This is a genomic window from Pontibacter mangrovi (assembly GCF_006385705.1).
Lineage (GTDB): Bacteria > Bacteroidota > Bacteroidia > Cytophagales > Hymenobacteraceae > Pontibacter > Pontibacter mangrovi.
In genome coordinates, this window is sequence record NZ_VFRQ01000002.1 from 280711 (window position 1) to 301125 (window position 20415).

The window sequence follows — 20415 nt, forward strand, 5'->3', positions numbered from 1 at the left end:
GTAAGTTAGAGAGTTAAAAAGTTTGGGAGTTAGAGAATTAAAAGCAGCTTCCGCTGGTGCGGGCTTGCAGCTCGATTCTTAGTCTACCTTTTCCGCAAAGCCAGACTTAATCAGCGCGAACACAGCGTAGTTGATCATGTCGCGGTAGTTGGCCTCCACCCCCTCCGAGATCAGCGTCTGCCCCTCGTTGTCCTCGATCTGCTTGGTGCGGTAGAGCTTCATCAGGATAATGTCGGTGATGGAGCTCACGCGCATGTCGCGCCAGGCCTCACCGTAATCGTGGTTCTTGGCGTTCAGCAGCTCTATGTTCTCCTCAATGTGGCGGGTATACTCGCGCTCCACCTCCTCCGCCGACAGGCTCAGCGGAGCATCGGCCGGCAGGTTCAGCTGCATCAGGGCTATCACGCAGTAGTTGATGATGCCCACGAACTCACCGTTGATGTCGTCGGCCACCATTTGCTTGCCCTTCTCCTGGATAGAGCGGATGCGCTGGGCTTTGATAAAGATCTGATCGGTGATGGAAGGCAGCCGCAGCACGCGCCAGGCGGTGCCGTAGTCGCGGGTTTTCTTCACAAAGGTATCCTTGCAGCGCTGTACTACCCTATTATATTCCTGCAGTGTTTGACTAATCAACTTTTTAGCTTTAATTTTAAAAATAATTGACCCGCATGCCAACATTAGATTCGAAAGATACGCTTTTTAAGAAAAAATCCACACTAAACTGCCGTGGAAAGCTTCTTTCGCTGGAGGTGCCGCAGGTAATGGGCATCCTCAACCTAACCCCCGATTCGTTCTATCCTGGCAGCCGCCTAAGCTCTACAGAAGAGGCCGTGCGCAAGGCTGCCCAAATGCTGACCGACGGCGCCGACATACTGGACATTGGCGGTTACAGCACCCGCCCGGGCGCAGCGGAAGTATCGGCGCAGGAGGAGCAGGACCGCATTCTGCCGGCCATCGAGGCCATTGCCGCCCATTTTCCGGAAGCCATACTTTCTGTAGATACGTTTAGGGCCAGCGTGGCCGAGGCAAGTATAGCCGCCGGCGCTCACATGATTAACGATGTGGGCGGCGGGCTGCTGGATGAGGCTATGTTTGAGACGGTGGCGCGGCTGCAAGTGCCATACATACTGATGCACATGCGCGGCACGCCGCAAACCATGGCCAGCCTTACCAAGTATGATAATTTAGTGGTGGATGTGTTGGACGAGCTGCAGGGGCAACTGGCCAGGCTGCAGCAACTTGGGGTGAAGGACGTAATCCTGGACCCTGGCTTTGGGTTTGCCAAAACCGTGGAACAAAACTTTGAGTTGCTGCGCCACCTCGAAGATTTCCGTATCTTAGGCCTGCCGTTGCTGGCTGGCATGTCGCGCAAGTCCATGGTCTATAAATTGCTGGGCATACACCAGGCCGACGCCCTGACGGGCACAATAGCTGTGAACACTGTGGCGTTGATGAAAGGTGCCAGCATTTTGCGGGTGCATGACGTAAAAGAAGCTAAGCAAACCGTTATACTTTTAGAGAAAACAAAACTTTGATCTTTTTATTCAGCATAGGCTTTTTAGAAATAGGTTGGATCGAGATTATCGATATCCTGCTCGTGACGGTGCTGCTGTACCAGCTGTACAAGCTGCTGACCGGCAGCGTGGCGCTGAAGATTTTCCTGGGCCTGCTATCGGTATACCTGCTGTACCTGGTGGTGCGTGCCGCGGGCATGGAGCTGCTTACCATTATCCTGGGGCAGTTTATGGGGGTGGGCGTGTTGGCCGCCATCATACTTTTCCAGCCCGAGATCCGGCGTTTCCTGCTGCTCATCGGCAAAACCACCTCGCTTAACCACGATCGTTTATGGGGCTTTCCGTGGCGCCGCGAGCAGAGCGAAAAACTGAGCCTGACGCCTTTCATTGAAGCGGCAAAATCCCTGGCTGGCAAGAACACCGGGGCGCTTATCGTGTTTGCCAAAAGCTCTGAGCTGAAGTACTATGCCGAGTCGGGCGATCTGATTGACGCTGTGATCTCGAAGCGCCTGCTCATGTCTATCTTTAACAAGCACAGCCCGCTGCACGACGGCGCCGTGATCATCTCCGGCAACCGCATCAAGGCAGCCCGCTGCATACTTCCGGTTTCCGAAAACCAGGAGATCCCGGCATCCATGGGCCTGCGCCACCGCGCCGCCATCGGCCTGACCGAGATTACCGACAGTATTGTGCTGGTGGTATCCGAGGAAACAGGACAGATCGCGCTGGTGCGCAACGGAGAGGCCTACCGCAACCTCTCCTCCGCCGACCTGCGCGTGAAGCTTAACCAGTTCCTGTTCGACACCGACCAGAAGCCAGCCGCCGCCGTTTCAGAGAAATCCGTTAGCGCGGCGTAGATTTATACTTTGCAGAATTTATACTTGGGGAATCTTCAAAGCTCCCGCGGAAACGCGCTTTTATAGCTTCTGAAGAAGACGCTTCAAAGAGGTTAGGAATTTGTCCTGGTGCAGCACAAGCGCGTCTGGTGACTCGCCGCCCACTGCGCGTCACCGGTCAGATACCGGCGCTAGGGCTCTACACTTATACTTTCTAACCTTCTAGCCTAACTCCTAAACTCTTTTACTCATACTTTACAGCCTTCCCTGCCGCCTATACCACACCAGCCAGTAAGCCGCAATGCCAAGCGCGGGTATAACCCAAAGTATGGCCATCCAGATAAGGCGCGAGCCAACAGGGTAATCAGACTTAAAAATGAGGTGCATAAGGGCGATGGCCACCAGCAGGTAGTTGAGCGTGACCAGCAGGAAGATTTCGGGGTTACGTGCGAGCAGCTCCATGGGCTAGAACAGGGTTTCGCTTAAAAACCATATCAGGTACAGCAGCGCCGGCGCTATGAGCAGCAGAATGGTGCCAAAGTGCAGGCGCGTCCACTGCGGGTTCAGCAGCAGGCTCAGGTACGCCTCCACCGACAACAGCAGCGAGAAGTAGAACGTGATCTGCAGCAGCGTGTACACCACGTTTGGTTCATTGCGCATATCCGCCGTGGTGTAAGCCAGAAACGAGATCACCATCCACGACAGCACCGTACCCAACAACACCTGCCCCGGCTTTATCTTTATGTTGTTCATACTTCTGATGTATCCTGAGTTTGATACAAGTTAGGAAAAAATAAAGCCACTCCCATGGCAGGAGTGGCTTTTCTATACTTTGGTGCGGATCTATACTTACTGGATCACGCCCAGCTCTTTGCCTACTTCCACAAAGGCGGCGATGCACTTGTCGATGTGCTCCTTGTCGTGCACGGCGGACAGCTGCACCCGGATGCGGGCCTGCCCTTTTGGCACCACCGGGTAGTAGAAGCCGATCACGTAGATGCCTTTGTCGAGCATGCGGGCAGCGAACTCCTGCGCCAGCGGGGCATCGTACAGCATTACCGGCACAATCGGGTGGTCGCCCGGCTTAATATCGAAACCGGCCAACGTGATCTGCTCACGGAAATACTTGGTGTTCCACTCCAGCTTGTCGCGCAGCTCGGTGGTGGAGCTCAGCAGGTCCAGCACGGCGATGGAGGCCCCCACGATAGACGGAGCCAGTGAGTTAGAGAACAGGTATGGGCGCGAGCGCTGGCGCAGCATATCGATGATCTCTTTCTTGCCGGAGGTAAAGCCGCCCATCGCACCGCCAAGCGCTTTGCCCAGCGTGCCCGTAATGATGTCGATCTGGCCCATTACGTTGTGGTACTCGTGCGTGCCGCGGCCGGTCTTGCCCATAAAGCCTGTGCTATGGCAATCGTCCACCATGATCAGCGCTTTATACTTATCGGCCAGCTCCACGATCTTATCGAGCTGCGCTACGGTGCCATCCATCGAGAAGGCGCCATCCGTCACGATGATGCGGTGCTTCGCTCCCTGCGCCTCCTGCAGCTTCGCCTCCAGGTCGGCCATGTCGTTGTGGCTGTAGCGGAAGCGCTGCGCTTTGCACAGGCGGATGCCGTCGATGATGGAGGCGTGGTTCAGGGTATCAGAGATGATCGCAGACTCAGCGTCGAACAATGGCTCAAAAACACCACCGTTGGCATCGAAAGCGGCGGCGTAAAGTATGGTATCCTCGGTGCCGAGGAACTCTGATATCTTGCGCTCCAGCTCTTTGTGGATGTCCTGGGTGCCGCAGATAAAGCGCACCGAGCTCATGCCGTAGCCGTGCGTGTCGATCGCCTCCTTTGCCGCCTCGATCACCTTCGGGTGCGCCGACAGGCCCAGGTAGTTGTTGGCGCAGAAGTTCAGCACGTGGTGCATCTGCGTGGTGTCGATGTCAGCGCCCTGCGGGGTGGTGATGATGCGCTCTTGTTTATACAAGCCTGCCTCTTTGATCTCGGCAAGCTGCTGTTCTAAGTCTGGTTTTAAAGTCTCGTACATAGTTTTGTTATTCGTTATACGTTGCTCGTTTTTCTCTTTTTAAGTATGATCACTGGCCCGTGACATCGCCGGTCTCGTCCGGCTTTGGCGGTGGCCGACGCATAATGGGCCGTGGCCGTGGCGGCTTTGGTTTCGGCTGTTCTTCTTCCGGCTTTGTCGGCTCCTGTGGCTGCTCCGGCTCTTTTTCAGGCTGATTTATACTTGTACTCTCTGTTTCGGATGCCTCGGCAGGCGGTTTTTGCAAAGCCACCGGCCGCTTGATAACGGGCCTCGGTCGCGGAGGCTTTGGCTTATCTTCCGCGGCAGGCGCCGGTGCTTCTGCAGGTGCTTCCGGTATACTTTGCTCCTCCTGCGGCTCTTCCTCCTTTGGCTTCTGCAGTGCCACCGGCCGTTTCATAACCGGCCTTGGGCGTGGCGGTTTCGCAGCGGCCTCTTCTGTTGGCTGCGCTGGCGCTTCTTCAGGCTTTGGCTCTTCCTCCTGTGGTTGCTGCAGGGCGGTTGGCCGCTTGATAACCGGGCGTGGCCTTGGCGGCTTAGGTGTGTTTTCCAACGGGGCCTCTACCGAAGTCTGTTCCTGCTGCTCTTCCTCCGGTTTAGGCTGCTGCAACGCTACAGGGCGTTTTATCACCGGCCTTGGCCGGGCTGGCTTGGCTTCTGGCGTTTCCCCGGCAGCTGGTTTTATACTTTCTTCTGATGCCGTGGCGGCTGCGCTTTCTCCCTCCGGTTTCTGTAGCGCTGCCGGACGCTTGATCACCGGACGCGGGCGGGCAGCTGGCTTGGCTGGCTCCGTGCCCTCTGCTTTTTCTGCTGATGCTGTCTCCTCTGCCGCCGGCTTTGGTATTACCGGGCGCTTCACCACTGGCCTTGGGCGAGCGGCAGGCTTGGCCTCTTCTGCAGCGGCCGGCTTTTCTGTTGCCTCTCCCGTTGCTGGCCTTTGTATGGCGGCAGGGCGCTTTACCACTGGCCTTGGTTTCGGGGTGCTTTCTTCTGATGCGGCGGCGGGGGCAGCGGTTTCTTCTGCCACTGGCTTAGCCGCAACAGCCCTGCGTACGGCGGCCGGACGGGCAGCGGCTGGCGCTGGTTTCGGAATGTTCTCCTCAGCCAGGTGGTAACGCAGGCGCACGTCGTTGATCACCATCTTTACCTGCACCAGAAAGCTGTTGGGGTGCATTTGGGCGTACATCTCCTGCCACGCTGCAAAGCGCGCCGACTCCGAAGCCTCAAATGCGGCTTTGTCTATCCGTTTTTTTACCAGGAACTCCTCAAATGTCATATGCTTCAGGCCTTTAATGGCAATGCAAGTTAAGGTTTCGGGCTAAAACCGACTACCTGTACGCTGTTTTGCACCGCTTGCCTACAAATATAAGAAAATCCGCCTGCTGCCCTGTGGCAGGTTACCTATACTTTACGCAGAGTTAACATTTCGTTAAGCCTCCACGCAGCCCTTTGCCCTGGCCTGCGGCAGGTTTACCTTTGTGCAGGTTAGTATTAGAGTAGGTTGATAATGGGCCGCATACCTTTGGGAGCGGCCCTTTTTTCGCTCATCCCCCCAAGGCCCGGCGCCTGTTTCTTTCAGCAGTATATTTTTTGGATTGCCTTGAATTCGGTTACTTTGTGCAAAGTTTTTTTATACGCTATGGCAAACACAAGTGACACGGTATTGGTGATTGGCGCCTGCGGGCAGTTGGGCTCTGAGCTGACAATGGAGCTGCGCAAAATGTATGGGGAGGCAAACGTGGTGGCGGCAGACATTGCCCCGCCCAAGCAAGCCGACCTGCGCGATTCGGGCCCTTTTGAGAAGGTGGATGTGCTGGACACTAACGTGCTGGCCGAGTTGGCCTCCAAGTATAAATTCAAGCAGATTTACCACCTGGCGGCCGTGCTCTCGGCTACCGGTGAGAAGAACCCGAAGTTTGCCTGGAAGCTGAACATGGATGGCCTCTTTAACGTGCTGGACCTGGCCCTGGAGCACAAAGTGGAGAAAGTATACTGGCCAAGCTCTATCGCTGTTTTCGGCCCAAGCACGCCGCGCCGGCACACGCCGCAGCAAACCGTGATGGACCCGAACACCGTGTACGGCATCAGCAAGCAGGCTGGTGAGCGCTGGTGCGAATACTACTTCCAGAAGTATGGCCTGGACGTGCGCAGCCTCCGCTACCCTGGCTTGATCGGCTATAAAGCCCTGCCGGGCGGCGGCACTACTGATTATGCCGTGGATATCTACCACAAAGCCCTGGCCGGCGAAACCTTCGAGTGCTTCCTGAGCGAAGATACCTACCTGCCGATGATGTACATGCCGGATGCCCTGAAAGCTACCCTGGACCTGATGCATGCCCCGGCAGAAAGTATAAAAGTGCGCGACTCGTACAACCTGAGCGCCATGAGCTTTTCGCCAAAAGAGATCGCGGCCTCTATCCAGAAGTTCATCCCGGATTTTGAGATCGTCTACAAGCCGGACTCGCGCCAGAAGATTGCCGACTCGTGGCCGCAAAGCATTGACGACAGCGCCGCGCAGCAGGATTGGGGCTGGACGCCACAGTATGACCTGGATGCCATGACAGAAGACATGCTGGTGAACCTGAAGAAGATGAAGCAGGAGCAAACAGTATAAATTCTGTTCCCAAAGTATAAACCACAGGAGAAGGCGGTGCAGCAGCATCGCCTTTTTTTATTTTGGATCAGGATGAACAGGATTCTTCACCATTAACCTGCCGCAAGTTTAGCGATAGCGTAACTTGCGGCAGGAAGGCTCCGTGGCAGAAACATTTTTTCTCTGAGGAAAGATCACAACTTTAGGCCCACTGCCTGGTTTACACAACACCACCAGCCGCACATAAGTATACTTCATCCTCAAACCCCGTACATCCTGATCTATGATCGTAAACCCGATACCCGAAGGCTGGGAAGTGATCTACCAGCAGGCGCACGGCATACTGGCCGCAGAACTGGCGTACCAGCTGCAACCGGCGCTGCAGTGCGCGCACTGGGTGGAGACCTTGGTAGCCATTGCCAACCACGACAACCGCCAGCGCACCTGGCGCGGCAAAGACGGCCTTACTCCCGCCGGCGCTCCCGCCGATTTCACGCTGCAGCCCAACACGCTGGAGCAGGCAAAGGCCCTGATGCATGCGGTGCGGTTTCAGGGGCGATGGGTGGCACTCCTCACTTCCCTGCACATGAGCTACCTGTACGAGAGCCGCCGCGGCGAGAGCAAAGCCACCGATACCTTTCTGGATGACCAGCGGGAGCTACAGCAAAATTGTCTCAAGAGCCTAAGGCTATCTCAAAAACAGGCAGAGCAGGCCTACGCCATCATGCAGTGGTGCGACCGCCTCTCGCTTATACTTTGCCGCAACGAACTGCCAGCCGATGAGCGGTCGCTGGAAATAGCCGCGGGGCCGGGCGGGAAAGTATACTTTGTAAAGCAGCTGCAGAACGAAACGGTACACGTGGAACCCTGGCCTTTTGCGCAAAATCAGTTTGAGGTGCAGGTAGAGTACCGGGTGCTGCCACAGCTGCAGTTTAAGCATGACGACGAGCTGGCGCAGGCGCTGCACCAGGCGGAGGTAACATATAAAAAGTGGGCTTTACAGAAATAATGCACCCTTCACTTCTGCCTCCGTCTTAAATATTTGCCTTAACCCATATTTTCAAAAGCGCGTCTATACTTCTGTAACAGGTGGCATCACCCATCATATTAAACTAGAATGATAATAGAATCTAACGACAACGAGCTAAGAAAATTAATATTTGAGCGAGAAAAGGTAATCGTGAAGTTTACAGACGAGACCTGCCCTATCTGCAAGGAAATGGAGCCGAAGTATAAAGGAATCTCCGAAGAGCCTGCGTACCAAACCATCGCTTTCCTGAAGATGGAAGCCAGGGAAAACCCCGTTTCGAGCCGCGAAGTGAAGCTGAAGGGAACGCCCTTCTTTGCCACCTACAGCAATGGCCTGCTAGCCGACTGCGGCATAGCCGCCACCGAGGCCGAACTGCGCGATATGCTGCAAAAGCTGCTGCAGTACACCTGACGCAACATTTTTTAAGGAACGACCTTTGCCCTGTAGCTGTTAACCAAAAAACCTGTGCTACCTTGCGCCGCTTTTTAAAACAGCTACCTTATGCCGCTACACACCCTGCGTAAACTCCCCGTGCTGCTCCTGCTAATAATAGCGGGCTTTGCCCTGCCCGGCTGCTCCGGCACCGAGCAACTGGACACGGCAGCGCCTACCGCCGCCGCAGCAGCTATTCCGGCTTATACCCCGCGCCTTTCTTCTGTTACCGTGCCTGTCTCTATATCGGTGGCTGCCCTGGAAGAAAAACTGAACCAGGAGATAGCCGGCATCCTATACCAGGACACCAACCTGGCAGATGATAACCTGGCCGTAACCGTGGCCCGCAACGGGCACCTGAGCATGCGTGCTGAGCAGGACAAAGTATACTTCTCGGTGCCGCTGCGCGTGTTCGCCAAAGGCCGCTGGAAGTGGGATCCGTGCAAAATATGCCCTTCTATCGATAAAACCGAGGACACCGCCTTTGACATCATCATTAAAACAGAAAGCAGGATCGGGCTGACGGAAGACTACAAAATCAACACCATTACCAGCGGCAACTTTGTGTGGGGCGATACCAAACCGGTGCTGGAACTGGGGCCGCTGCGCATTGGCCTGGCCCGTTTTGTGGAGCCTGCGCTGCGCCAACAGATGACCTCGCTCTCTAAACAACTGGACAAGGAACTGCAAAGCCGCCTGGACGTGAGAAAGTATATTGCCGAGGCCTGGCAGCAGCTGCAGCAGCCCCTGAAGCTGGACGACAACCTGAACGCCTGGCTTAGCGTGGCGCCACAGGAAGTACGCATGGCCCCGCTGCTGGCCCACAACGGCAGCCTGAACACCCGCCTTGGCCTCACCTCCTACATCACTGTTAGCACCAACGGCAAGCCGCAGGTACAGGCAAACAAGGCGCTGCCCAAACTGATCATAGACAGCCACATGGCCGACGATATCCAGATCGGGCTGACGGCAAGTATACCGTATGCACACGCCAGCAAGATGGTGCAGGAGCAGGTGGCTAACCAGACTTATACTTTTGAGGAGGGAAAGAGCCAGATTACTGTAAGCGAGGCAGCCATTACCCCGGCAGGCAACCAACTGGTGCTGATGCTCGACATAGACGGCAAGACAAAGGCAGGCATTTTTACGAAGAAGATCAGCGGGAAGATCTACCTGCGCGGCACGCCCTACTACAATGCCGAAACCGCCTCCATCCGGGTGCGCGATGTGGCTTACGACCTGGACACCAGAGATAAAATCCTGAGCGCCGCGAACTGGCTGGCTCAAAACCGCTTCGAGGAGATGATACAGCAGCAGGTAAGTATACCGGTGCAGCACGAGCTGGAAAATGCCCGCCAAATGCTGCAGGCCATGCTCGACAAACAGGGGCAGGTAAACAAGTCGGTGCTGCTGCGCGGAAGTATAAAAGACATCACGCCCGAGAACCTTTACCTAACCCAAGATGGCATAAAAGCCGTTGTAAACGCCCGCGGCACACTAACCGCTACGGTAGATAAGCTGTAGTCTTTGGACGCAAGATATTAGACACAAGATTCAAGACTTCTTAGCAACAGGAAGGCCTGCCAAGTATGACAGCAGTTATGTTATACTTTTCAGCCTGAGTCAACTCAATAATCAAAGCTTCTTAATCGGCTTGGGGCTGTTAAACACTTTCTCCGGCACTTTAGCGGGCGCGGCTATATGGAACAGCTCAAAGTCGCTTTGGGGGTTGCTGCGGTCGCTGGCCAGTTTTATACTTCCGTAGTCGCGGTAGTCGCTCCAGCGGCGGGTAAAGGCCGGCTCCGCATCCTCGTAGTTCCGGAAGAAAGCCCACTGCGTTACCAGCCCCTGCTCCTTGTCCACCCATACTTTATACTTGTTCTGCGGCGTCAGCCCCACCTCCTCAAATGTCATCTGCAGCACATCGGCCGGGGCGCCGTCCATTGTTTTTTCTTCGCCCAAATAGGTTAAGTTCACGCCGGGGTCCAGCAGCTTAAAGGGCATCACCAGCCAGTAAGAGTTGTTTATCCAGAGGGCGTAGGCCTGCTCCAGCAGCTTCTGCTTTTCCTCCCCGTCCGGCAGTTCCCGGCCATCGGCGTATACTTTCCCGTTTTTGGTGTCGATGTTCATCACGGCCACCAGGCTGTCCATCTCCCAACGGAAGCGGTGCTGCTGCTTGTCCCACACCTGGTACTGGTCGTTAAAGGTCCAGGCAAGGTAGCGGGTATCTTCCCAGCCTTTTTCGCCGCCCATGTTGTCTAGCACGCGGCGGGCTATTTGCTCAGCTTTATTTTCGGGGGATTGTGCGCAGGCGAGCGGCAACAGCAGCAGGCACAGGAGCAATGGTTTCAGCAGGTGTCGGTGGGGCATGGCATTGGTGTTGGTTGCGTTGCGTTGTACGGATTTATACTTGCACAGGATGCTGCCAAGGTGCTCCGGCAAAGGCTGTTTTAACCCATTGCAGAGGCGCTGCGTAGTTTAGAACCATACCTGAAACAGATACACATGCCCTATGGCCAGATATACTCTTAAAGGAATTTTCCAGCTGCTAAAGTCTTCCGTAAACGGCTTTCTGGACGCCAACTCGCTCCGGCTGGCGGCTGCACTGGCGTTCAACGCCATCTTCTCCATCCCGCCGCTGCTGCTCATCATCATTAAGGCGGCAGGCTTTTTCTTTGGCGAAGAGGCCGTGTCGGGGAAGCTGGAGGAGCAGGTATCCACCGCCATTAGCCAAGACGCTGCCTCCTCTATCCAAACCATGGTGCAGAATGCCAGCACAACCGAATCGTCTGGCTGGGCCATGTGGGTGGGTATCGGCACCTTGATCTTCGCCTCCACTACCTTTTTCGCCACGCTGCAGCAGTCGCTCAACAGCGTCTGGAACCTGAAGGTAAAGCCAACCAACAACATTCTGTACATGGTCAAGGAGCGCGTTTTTTCTTTCGGTCTGATCCTGAGCATCTCGCTGCTCATGCTCATCTCGTTTGTCATCAGTGCGGCCATCTCGGTGCTGAGCGATTACATCACTGGCATGATACCCGGAATAGGCTATTGGCTCATCAAGGTACTCGATTTTGTCATCTCCGTTGGCCTGATCACGCTGCTGTTCGCCCTCATCCTCAAGTACCTGCCCGATGCCTACATCCGCTGGAAAGACACGTTGATCGGGGCGCTCATCACGGCCATACTTTTCACGGTCGGTAAATTCCTCATCAGCTGGTACATCGGCACCTCCGACCCCGGCTCTGCCTACGGTGCGGCGGGCTCCATCATCCTGATACTTGTCTGGATCTACTATTCCTCCATGATCGTGTTTTTCGGGGCGGAGTTTACGCAGCAGTACGCCCGCAAGTATGGGCAGCGCATTTCTCCAAAAGAGCACGCCGTGTTTGTGGAAGAGCGGGAAATTAAAGACAAACCCAAGGACCTGGAGGGCACCGGCAGGCCGCATGCCGAGGGCAGGTTTAAAGGCTGATTTTTGGTTGCTCAATGGCTTGTCGCAAGTGTCTGCAGCACCGGGTCCAACCACCCCTTCCCCTCCTTAGCCAAAAAGGGGAAATATACTTGTTCCATAGCAATAGCGGTGGCTATCGAAAACTGATCCCAGTCCTTGGGTGGGGGTAGGGGCCTCCCGGCCTTGAGGGAGCCAAGTATGAAATGCTACTATAGTCACGTAAGACTGAGGATAAGCAGTTGCTTGAAAGGATAGCTTGTGTCAAGCTTTAGGAAGCAGCGGCTATGGAAGTATAGCTTGGTTCCAGTTGAAGGGAGCAGTCACTATGAAAAAGTATAAACAGAAGTAAGTATAAAGTATGGCCAAAGTATATAAAGCCACAGGCTGCAAGCCCGCGCCGGCGGAGGCTAAAGTATAAAGGCACAAGCGGACGCTTGCGCCAGGGATTAACCAAAGCCTGATCTATAACAAAACAGCCCCTGCTACACTAGCAGAGGCCGCTCATTTATACTTTATATTCTAGCTTTATACCTTACGCCGGCTGCTTCTCCTTCACGGCAAGCTGACCGCAGGCAGCGTCGATATCCTTGCCACGGCTACGGCGCACATTTACCTGCAGGCCACGGTCGGCCAGGTAATAGATAAACGCTTGCAGGCGGTCGTCGTCGGTGTTTACGAAATCGGCGTTCTCGATCGGGTTATACTCTATCAGGTTGATCTTGCAAGGGATGACCTTGGAGAAGCGCAGCAGCTCCTCAGCATCCTGCAGGGTGTCGTTGAAGTTGTCGAACACGATGTACTCATACGTTACCTTGCGACCGGTTATCTGGTGGTAGTGCTTCAGCGCGTCCTTCAGGGCCTCTAGGGAGTTCGTCTCGTTTATCGGCATGATCTGGTTGCGCTTCTCATCATTCGCCGCATGCAGCGACAGCGCCAGGTTTGCCTTCACGCCGTCATCGGCCATTTTCTTGATCATCTTGGCAATGCCGGCGGTACTTACCGTAATCCGGCGCGCCGCCATACCCAGGCCATCGTGCGCCGTGATGCGCTCGATGCTCTTCATCACGTTGGCGTAGTTCAGCATCGGCTCGCCCATGCCCATGTACACGATGTTGGTGAGCGGCTGATTGTACTGCTTCAGGCTCTGCTCGTTGATGCGCACTACCTGGTCGTAGATCTCGGCGGCGTCGAGGTTGCGCACGCGGTCCATGTAGCCGGTGGCGCAGAACTTGCAGCTAAGCGAGCAACCCACCTGGCTGCTCACGCAGGCCGTCTTGCGCTCGTCGTGCGGGATCAGCACGCCCTCCACAATATTGCTGTCGTATAGTATGAAAGCAGATTTGATGGTGCCGTCGTTGCTCAGCTGTTCTGTGGCCACCTGCACGGCGTTAATGGAAAAGTTTTGCTCCAGCTTCTCGCGCAGGGCCAGGCTCACGTTGTTCATCTCCGCAAACGACTGGGCCGAGTGCTTCCAGAGCCACTCGTATACCTGTTTAGCCCGGAAAGGCTTCTCCCCGTTCTCCACCAGCCACGCCTTCAGGTCGTCCAGCGTCAGCTTCCGGATATCCTTTTTATCAATGATGTTTATATCTGCAATCAAAGTCATACTGCAAAATTACAAAAATCCTCAGGCTTTAGTTTCAATCTTTGCCTTTACTTCGGCGGGCAGGCTCATTAGTTTGCGTTCCTGGTAGTTAAAGCACAGCATGCCGGTCTTGGCGCGGGCCACTTCTTTGCCGTTCTGGTTCGTGATGTGGTAGGTGATGTCGAAGCCATACTTGCTCAGGTCGTCAAAGGCCAGTTCTATAGTTAGCACATCGCCGTAAAAGCCCTCTCCCTTGTACTCGATCGCCACATCAGCCATGATCATACTGGCCCCGCCTATACTTAACTCGCTCCAGCCGAAGTGGCCGAGCAGCTGCATGCGCGCCTCGTGCATAATGGAGAGCAGGGCGTCGTTGCCGAGGTGGTTGCCGTAGTTCAGGTCGGTTACGCGCACCGGAATGCGCGCCGTAAAGTGGGTATGGTTGGGGATATATACTTTAACTCGTGCCATAGCATGGGGCAGCTGCAAGTATAAACGCATACTTTGTTTGCTGCTTTCTATAATTTTATTAAATTCTGGTATTGGTATATTGCGGCTGCATTGCAGTATTGCGTACCTTTGCAAAGTAACACAAAAACCATGCACCTCGAAATCCGACAGACAAAAGACGGTTCTAACACCCTTTTTGTGCCCGAGCTGAACGAGCACTACCACTCGGTGCACGGGGCGCTGCAGGAGTCGCAGCATGTGTTTATAAAGCATGGCCTGGAGCATGCCCTAGAGCAGAAAAAAGACCTGAAAGTGCTGGAGATCGGCTTCGGCACCGGCCTGAACGCCATCCTCACCTTTCCGTACGCGCTGGCCAAAAAAGCCTTTATCCAGTATGACTCGCTGGAAAAGTACCCGCTAACAGAGGAGGTGGTGCAGCAGCTGCACTACGAGAACATCATCCTGAACCCGGAGCTGTACGAGTATTTCCTGAAGCTGCACGCCGCGCCCTGGAACGAGCCCGTTGAGGTGATTCCATACTTTTCGCTGCAGAAGATGCATGAGTCGTTGGAGGAGTTTGTGGCGCCAAACGCTTACTACGACGTGGTATACTTTGATGCCTTTGCCCCCGAGAAGCAGCCCGAGCTGTGGTCTGATGCCATGTTCGAAAAACTGTACAAGGCCATCCGGCCGGGCGGCACCCTGGTTACTTACTGCGCCAAAGGCTCGTTTAAGCGCAGCCTGAAAGCTGCCGGCTTTGTGGTGGAGGCGCTGCCTGGCCCCCCGGGCAAGCGCGAGATGACGCGTGGCCTGAAGCCGTTGCCCCCCGGCAGCTAACACCTGCTACAAAGCAGGCTTTTTAAAACGTGGTGCCCGGCATCACCGTAAAGCAACCCCTTATGAAACGTGCACTAAATATACTTTTTCGGGCCGTGGCAGCCATTGCTGTTATCGGAACGCTAGTCCCCCTGTTGCCGGCAGAAGTATGGTATGTGCGCATGTTCGACTTTCCGAGGGTACAGCTGTTCTTTATGGCTGTTATCAGCCTGGTGATGCTGAATGCGCTGGGCTTTAAGCACCGCCGGCGCGATAAAGCGGAGCTGCTTATCCTGGCCGCCACGGTTATCTACCAGGCCGTCAACATCTACCCCTACACTGCCCTTGCGCCGGTGCAAACCATAAAGTCTGAGCGCGACCCTTCCGACACGACGCACCTTAGCATACTGGTTTCTAATGTGCTGATGTCCAACAGGGCCTACGACAAACTTATTGGGGCGATAGAGAGCTACAAACCGGATGTACTGCTGGCGCTGGAGACGGACTCTGCCTGGCAAGAGGCCCTGCGGGAGGTTACCGATGCCTATCCATACCGCGTAGAGGTGCCCCTGGCTAACACCTACGGCATGCACCTGTACAGCAAACTGCCCCTGCGCCAGAAGAAGGTAAGCTATATACTGGATAACGACATTCCCTCTATTAAAACCTACATGCAGCTGCGCAGCGGCGCCTGGATAGAGTTCAGGGGCGTGCACCCCAAGCCGCCCGTGCCCACCGAGGAGAAGAGCTCCAGCAAACGCGACGCAGAGATCATCATAGTAGGCAAGGAGGTAGTGGACTCGAAGTACCCGGTTATCGTGGCCGGCGATTTTAACGACGTGGCCTGGTCGCCTACCACCAAGCTTTTCCAGGAGGTGAGCCGCCTGCTGGACCCGCGCATAGGCCGGGGCTTTTACAGCACTTACCACGCGCAATATCCTATCTTTCGCTGGCCGCTGGACCATATCTTCCACTCCACCCACTTTAAGCTCGTGGAGCTACAGCGCCTGGACAACATCAACTCCGACCATTTCCCGATTTATGTGCAGCTCAGTTACGAGCCCGACGAAAAGTATGAGCAGGTGGCGCCCGCCCCAGACGAAGACACGCACGAGGAGGCCAAGGAGACTATAGAAGAAGGTGTGGAAGAGGCCCTGGAGGAAGGCAAAAAACCAGACACACTGACAACCAAATAGTTATACTTGCACTTCTACCAAAGTATACTTCAGAGCAGCATCCAATTGCCCGCAAGGGCTGCAGCACATTATTTTCTATTTTGTCCTGATCAAAGATGAACTTAAGCTGCAATGAAATAGTTAGAAGCTAAATTGCACTTTTTTGCAGCCGCCATACTTTGAAATTTGAAATAAAGCGCTACATTGCAATACAGAACAGGTATCCCCAAATCGTTCATTATATGAAAAGCTTACTTAGAAAAGTCTCTTTTAGCATCATCAAGCCGTTTCTCCCTAAGTATGAAGTGGTTTGCACTACTTATCAGGTAATTCCGGGCCTGCCGGTAAATGGCAACCAGCAGAAGCACACCTTTGAGAAGGGCGCCTCTGAAGAAGCCAGAAAATTCTACGTGAAGGTGGTAAACTCCGACATGACCAGAACCATGGCACCAGTGGAAGTGCACCTGAAGCGCCGCGGCAAAACAATTGAGAAGCAGCACTTTGGCCCAATAGACGAGCTGAAGAAATTTAACGTGGTGTACAAAGGCTAACCCCTGTACGCACCCAAGCAAAACGCCTCGCCGAAGATAATCCCGGCGAGGCGTTTTTGTTTATCGGAACGGCAGTTTATACCTGCTGCCTATTTTGCAATAAATTTAGATTTAGTGAGCTCCAGCATCTTAGCGAAGTGCGTTTTATCCTCGTTGGTGAGGTAAGCGCGCCAAAGGCTTTCTACCAGCAGCATGAGTATCTCGGTTTCTAGCTCCGGCTCTTTGTGCCCCAGCTTCTGAAACGCCTCTACCAGCTTCTTTTTCACAGAATTCAGGTAGCGCTGGTGGTGCCGCTGCGCCACCTCCTCGTCCACCATCCGGAACTGCATGCGCCAGAAATCCCGCTCGTCCTCCACCAGTTTCTGCGGCATGTCCAGCACATTGCTGATCAGCTTGGCCGGGTCGTTCTCCTCTACTGATTTCTTACTTTTCTCGGTAATTCGCCTGTAGCCTGACTTTACGACAGCCTCCAGCAGGTTTTCCTTGCTGATGTAGTGCTTAAAGATCAGTCCTTCTGATACGCCAGCCGCTTTGGCAATCTGGCTAGTGGGAGTGGCATCGTACCCTTTTTCTGCAAAGAGGTGTAATGCGGTGTCTAAAATAATTTCTTTCTTGGTCTTGGCCATGGTCTTACTGTATAGCGGAATATGCAACGGGATGGCAGGCTCAGGCAAATTTACATGCACCTGCTTGGGCGAATTACAAAAGTACGATATAGCTACTTAAAAAATAAGTATTTACAAACGATACGTTTGTACCGATAGTTTTTTCTGATAAATCTGCCTGTTGTTATACTGCTTGTTGCCATACCCTGGCGGCAGTGTTTGCAAAGTTTAGCGCAGCATTATAATTTAAATCGGCTATATTGATACTTTATACAGGGCCTAACGCAAATTATGAAACAAAATATACTTCTCTTCCTAATCTTCATGGCGACGGCCTCCGTGTCTGCCCAAAATAGGGTGAATAAGAAAACAGAGGCGCAAGTAATAAATGAAGGTTATAAGCTATACAGGTCAGAATTGGCCTCGTGGCACGGCACAGACCTTTTCTTGCAAAACTACCCGCACCTGAGGGAGAAAGCCGGCGGATACTTTTCCTATGAAAGCAATGATAGCGTAAAGTGTATCTTCTTCAGCAAAGGAGATGTCCCCCAATCCCTGGTATCATTTACATTCGATAAATCATTTAATGTACAGAAGGCAAAGGCTTTGGAGCAGACGAGGCCTTTTACTGAATTGGAAAACGACCTTTATCAGATAAGAAAAGCCGCGTTAGCTGAAATCAATGCAGATACTCTATTTAAGACCTATAATAACACGAGCTTAAATTTAGTACCCTTAATTAACGGCAACGAGAAAAAGGTTTACGTGCTGACAGGCCCGCAGGTGGACGGCGTGGTAGTATTAGGAAACGATTACCTTCTTTCTTTCGACAAGAACAACAAAGTCAGGAGCAAGCAACGGCTACATCAGAGCATCATCCCGCTAAACTGCGCCGAGGACGGGGCAGAAGAAGTATCCACTATTCATACCCACCTGCCAGCTACAGGAGACTATATGACGCCGACTGATATCTGTACGATGCTGCTTTACGGAAACATGAGCAACTGGAAGCAACACTATACTTTTTCGGATAACTTTGTTTCTATTTGGGATATCCAGAAACGGGACCTGGTGATGCTTACCAGAAAGGCTTGGGATAAGATTATGCAGCACCAGGCGGCAAAGCAGCAGAATTAAACACTATTCTTTTGCCACACTCCCTCCGGCATCACCACCGCATCCAGCGGCACATCAAAGGGGTTCGGATCGGCTATACATTCCACGGGCGGCTCCAGCGAAAGGCCTACCTTCAGCACATCCGGGCGGCAGTCGGCCAGAAAGCGGTCGTAGAAGCCTTTGCCATAACCCACGCGATGGCCAGCCTTATCGAAAGCCAGCAGCGGCACCAGCACCACATCTACCTCCCGGGCATGTATGATTTGCGCGTTTTGCGGCTCGGGGATGCCCCAGGTATTCTCTACCAGCACGGCCTCGTCGGTGAGGTGGTGGTGCGTGAGGATGTTTTGCACGGCATCAGTTACCGGCACGGCCACGCGCACCTCGGGGTGCTCCTGCCGCAGCCGCTCAATGATCAGCCAGGTGTTTACTTCGTTGTTTTTAAGGATAGGCAGAAACACGTGCACCGTTTGCCCTGCCCGCAGCGGAAAATGCCGGAAGAACAGCTCTGCTATACTTAGGCTACGCCGCTGCACCTCCTCCTGCGGCAGGCTGCGCCGCTTCTGCAGCATGTGTTTGCGCAGCTCTGCCTTCTGCATTACGCCTCCTCCTCCAGTATGGTAAACTTAAATTCCAGCGGGTCGAAAGCCTCTGCCAGCGCCGGTATAAAGTCTGGGTTGTTCGTCTGGAAGGTGAGCAGGTTGTCCTTTCGCTCCTGCAGGGTACCGCCCGGAAACAATTTATCCTTCAGGTTTTCCAGCTGCTTAAAGGTTTGCTCGTGTTTGCTGTCGCGGGCTTTGGATATCTTCTTCTCCAGCATCTGCAGCGAGTTGGCTGCTTTCTGCGCCTCGGCCCCCACGGCTTTCACCAGCGTCGGGTCTATATTTTCGGCCAACTTCTCCACCTCGGCAAAGGCGGCGGCTACAGCCTCTCCCTGCGCCTCCAGGCTTATCTCCTCCTCGTGCAGCTGGCCCGAAAGCTGCTTTTTCAGCTCCTGGTAGTCCTGGAACAGGTCCTGTGGTTGGAGCTCCAGTTTATGCATGCGGCTGGCATTGCTGCGGCTGATGTACAGCGCCGAGTTGCGCAGCATCAGCAGCGGGAAAGCCACCTCATACTTTGCAAAAAGCTTCTTTAGCTGAAACCAGTAGGCCACCTCGGCACCACCACCAATGTAGGCCAGGTTCGGAAGTATAAGCTCCTCGTACAGCGGCCTGAGGATCACGTTCGGGCTGAAGCGTTCCGGGTGCTCCTGCGCCTCCTGCAGCATCTCCTCCAAAGTATAACTTAGGTCGGTGTTGAGCACTTTATACTTGCCATCTTCCTGCACAATGCGCTCGCGCAAGGTGTCGGTCAGGTAAAACAGGTTGATCTCGCGGGAGTATACTTGCGGCTTGTAGCCCAGCTCCTCCAGTTGCGCGCTCGTCTCCTCCACCAGCCGGTTCGACAGCTGCCCGGTTAGCTCCTGCTCCACCACCGGCAGCAGCGCCTTCTTCAGCTCTGTGTGGTCGCCGTCTATACTTACCAGGCCATACTCCCCGAACAATGCATGTGTAATGGCGCGCGTGGCGTCTGCCAGATTCTTGCTGTTGCGGTAAGCCTCCTCAAAAACAGGGTATGCCTCCGGCAGCTCCTTCAGCAGCGGCTCCATACTTTCCGTAGAGAACCTGCCTACGGCTCCGGTCTGGTCTGTCTCCCAGGTATAAGCCTTGCCAAACAGGCTGAAGTGGTTGATCTCGGCAAAGTCGTGGTCTTCGGTGGCCATCCAATACACCGGCACAAAGTTATAGTCGGGGTATTTTTCCTGCAGCTGTTTGCAGGTGTTGATGGCCGTGATGATCTTGTAGACAAAGTATAATGGCCCCGTGAAGATGTTGAGCTGGTGGCCTGTGGTGACGGTGTAGGTGTTGGGCTGCAGCAGCAGGTCGAGGTTCTGCTGCACCTTTGGGTTGATGTCGGAGAGGGAAGTATACTGCTCCTGCAGCGCCTGGTGCAGGGTTTGGCGTTGCTCTTGGCTAAAGCTTTTCTCCTTCAGCTGTGCCCCGAAGGCTTCCAGGGTCGGGAAGTGGTTGTAGAACGGTTGCAGCTGCCCGCTACAACAAAGGTAATCGGTTATGGTTTTGGAGAAGGCGCCGGTGGCGGCGTAGTCTATCTTGGTTATCTTCATGGTTTGTACTTCCATCTGCTTTGTAGCCGTAGGTTTAGCCCTTTAAACAGTTTAGCC

Annotated in this window: 22 protein-coding genes; 11 read left to right on the forward strand and 11 right to left on the reverse strand. The window is 54.2% G+C overall.

The window, feature by feature from the left end; all coding sequences use genetic code 11:
* Positions 1-78: 78 nt before the first annotated feature.
* Positions 79-633: a DUF1599 domain-containing protein gene (locus FJM65_RS04785; RefSeq protein WP_140619998.1), complete on the reverse strand. Its 555-nt coding sequence runs from the start codon at positions 631-633 to the stop codon at positions 79-81.
* A gap of 35 nt (positions 634-668) precedes the next feature.
* Here FJM65_RS04785 and folP point away from each other — a divergent pair, with 35 nt between their 5' ends.
* A complete protein-coding gene (gene folP, locus FJM65_RS04790; protein ID WP_140620001.1) occupies positions 669-1535 on the forward strand; it encodes a dihydropteroate synthase in 867 nt (288 codons plus the stop codon).
* Positions 1532-2371 carry a diadenylate cyclase CdaA gene (cdaA, locus tag FJM65_RS04795; protein ID WP_140620003.1) on the forward strand — a complete coding sequence of 280 codons (840 nt, stop codon included), beginning with the start codon at positions 1532-1534 and terminating at the stop codon, positions 2369-2371. The genes folP and cdaA overlap by 4 nt, the downstream gene beginning before the upstream one ends.
* Before the next feature lie 234 nt (positions 2372-2605).
* Here the strand turns inward: cdaA and FJM65_RS04800 are convergent, their stop codons facing one another.
* From FJM65_RS04800 to FJM65_RS04815, 4 genes are all read right to left on the reverse strand, one after another.
* The gene (locus FJM65_RS04800) at positions 2606-2812 is read right to left on the reverse strand and encodes a protein BatD (RefSeq protein WP_140620005.1); all 207 of its coding nucleotides are present in this window, start codon (positions 2810-2812) and stop codon (positions 2606-2608) included.
* 3 nt (positions 2813-2815) lie between these two features.
* Positions 2816-3103 carry a hypothetical protein gene (locus FJM65_RS04805; RefSeq protein ID WP_140620007.1) on the reverse strand — a complete coding sequence of 96 codons (288 nt, stop codon included), beginning with the start codon at positions 3101-3103 and terminating at the stop codon, positions 2816-2818.
* Between the two features lie 96 nt (positions 3104-3199).
* The gene (gene kbl, locus FJM65_RS04810; protein ID WP_140620009.1) at positions 3200-4390 is read right to left on the reverse strand and encodes a glycine C-acetyltransferase; all 1191 of its coding nucleotides are present in this window, start codon (positions 4388-4390) and stop codon (positions 3200-3202) included.
* A 49-nt stretch (positions 4391-4439) separates the two neighbouring features.
* Positions 4440-5663 carry a hypothetical protein gene (locus FJM65_RS04815; RefSeq protein WP_140620011.1) on the reverse strand — a complete coding sequence of 408 codons (1224 nt, stop codon included), beginning with the start codon at positions 5661-5663 and terminating at the stop codon, positions 4440-4442.
* 363 nt (positions 5664-6026) lie between these two features.
* Between FJM65_RS04815 and FJM65_RS04820 the strand changes: the two genes are divergently transcribed.
* The 4 genes from FJM65_RS04820 (at position 6027) to FJM65_RS04835 (ending at position 9966) form a co-directional block, all read left to right on the forward strand.
* Positions 6027-7001 (forward strand): NAD-dependent epimerase/dehydratase family protein, encoded by a 975-nt coding sequence (locus tag FJM65_RS04820; protein ID WP_140620014.1) that lies wholly within the window; start codon positions 6027-6029, stop codon positions 6999-7001.
* Positions 7002-7263: 262 nt separating this feature from the next.
* A complete protein-coding gene (locus FJM65_RS04825) occupies positions 7264-7989 on the forward strand; it encodes a DUF3891 family protein (RefSeq protein ID WP_140620016.1) in 726 nt (241 codons plus the stop codon).
* Positions 7990-8097: 108 nt separating this feature from the next.
* Positions 8098-8421, forward strand: coding sequence for a thioredoxin family protein (locus tag FJM65_RS04830; RefSeq protein ID WP_140620018.1), 324 nt, complete (start codon positions 8098-8100; stop codon positions 8419-8421).
* A gap of 90 nt (positions 8422-8511) precedes the next feature.
* Entirely contained in the window at positions 8512-9966 is a 1455-nt protein-coding gene (locus FJM65_RS04835) for a DUF4403 family protein (RefSeq protein ID WP_140620020.1), read from the forward strand.
* Positions 9967-10077: 111 nt separating this feature from the next.
* On the opposite strand, the gene FJM65_RS04840 is transcribed toward FJM65_RS04835, so the two are convergent.
* Complete coding sequence (locus FJM65_RS04840; protein WP_140620022.1) at positions 10078-10884, reverse strand: DUF6503 family protein; 807 nt, start codon at positions 10882-10884, stop codon at positions 10078-10080.
* Between the two features lie 70 nt (positions 10885-10954).
* Here FJM65_RS04840 and FJM65_RS04845 point away from each other — a divergent pair, with 70 nt between their 5' ends.
* Entirely contained in the window at positions 10955-11917 is a 963-nt protein-coding gene (locus tag FJM65_RS04845) for a YihY/virulence factor BrkB family protein (RefSeq protein WP_140620024.1), read from the forward strand.
* A gap of 511 nt (positions 11918-12428) precedes the next feature.
* Here FJM65_RS04845 and rlmN read toward each other — a convergent pair.
* Both rlmN and FJM65_RS04855 read right to left on the reverse strand, forming a co-directional pair.
* Entirely contained in the window at positions 12429-13502 is a 1074-nt protein-coding gene (gene rlmN / locus FJM65_RS04850) for a 23S rRNA (adenine(2503)-C(2))-methyltransferase RlmN (protein ID WP_140620027.1), read from the reverse strand.
* A 21-nt stretch (positions 13503-13523) separates the two neighbouring features.
* Positions 13524-13952 (reverse strand): acyl-CoA thioesterase, encoded by a 429-nt coding sequence (locus FJM65_RS04855; RefSeq protein WP_140620029.1) that lies wholly within the window; start codon positions 13950-13952, stop codon positions 13524-13526.
* A 129-nt stretch (positions 13953-14081) separates the two neighbouring features.
* On the opposite strand from FJM65_RS04855, the gene mnmD reads away from it, so the two are divergent.
* The 3 genes from mnmD (at position 14082) to FJM65_RS04870 (ending at position 16473) form a co-directional block, all read left to right on the forward strand.
* Positions 14082-14768, forward strand: coding sequence for a tRNA (5-methylaminomethyl-2-thiouridine)(34)-methyltransferase MnmD (gene mnmD / locus FJM65_RS04860; protein WP_140620030.1), 687 nt, complete (start codon positions 14082-14084; stop codon positions 14766-14768).
* 62 nt (positions 14769-14830) lie between these two features.
* Positions 14831-15943, forward strand: a complete 1113-nt coding sequence (locus FJM65_RS04865) for an endonuclease/exonuclease/phosphatase family protein (protein ID WP_140620031.1) — start codon at positions 14831-14833, stop codon at positions 15941-15943.
* A gap of 221 nt (positions 15944-16164) precedes the next feature.
* Complete coding sequence (locus tag FJM65_RS04870; protein WP_140620032.1) at positions 16165-16473, forward strand: hypothetical protein; 309 nt, start codon at positions 16165-16167, stop codon at positions 16471-16473.
* Between the two features lie 89 nt (positions 16474-16562).
* On the opposite strand, the gene FJM65_RS04875 is transcribed toward FJM65_RS04870, so the two are convergent.
* Positions 16563-17099, reverse strand: a complete 537-nt coding sequence (locus FJM65_RS04875) for a TetR/AcrR family transcriptional regulator (RefSeq protein WP_140620033.1) — start codon at positions 17097-17099, stop codon at positions 16563-16565.
* Between the two features lie 612 nt (positions 17100-17711).
* Here FJM65_RS04875 and FJM65_RS21440 point away from each other — a divergent pair.
* A complete protein-coding gene (locus tag FJM65_RS21440) occupies positions 17712-18215 on the forward strand; it encodes a hypothetical protein (protein ID WP_219855952.1) in 504 nt (167 codons plus the stop codon).
* On the opposite strand, the gene FJM65_RS04885 is transcribed toward FJM65_RS21440, so the two are convergent.
* Together FJM65_RS04885 and bshC are read right to left on the reverse strand one after the other, a co-directional pair.
* A complete protein-coding gene (locus FJM65_RS04885; protein ID WP_140620035.1) occupies positions 18212-18793 on the reverse strand; it encodes a 5-formyltetrahydrofolate cyclo-ligase in 582 nt (193 codons plus the stop codon). The two genes, FJM65_RS21440 and FJM65_RS04885, sit on opposite strands and share 4 nt — an antisense overlap.
* Positions 18793-20358, reverse strand: coding sequence for a bacillithiol biosynthesis cysteine-adding enzyme BshC (bshC, locus tag FJM65_RS04890; protein ID WP_239022830.1), 1566 nt, complete (start codon positions 20356-20358; stop codon positions 18793-18795). Before bshC ends, FJM65_RS04885 begins: the two co-directional genes overlap by 1 nt.
* Between the last annotated feature and the right edge of the window lie 57 nt (positions 20359-20415).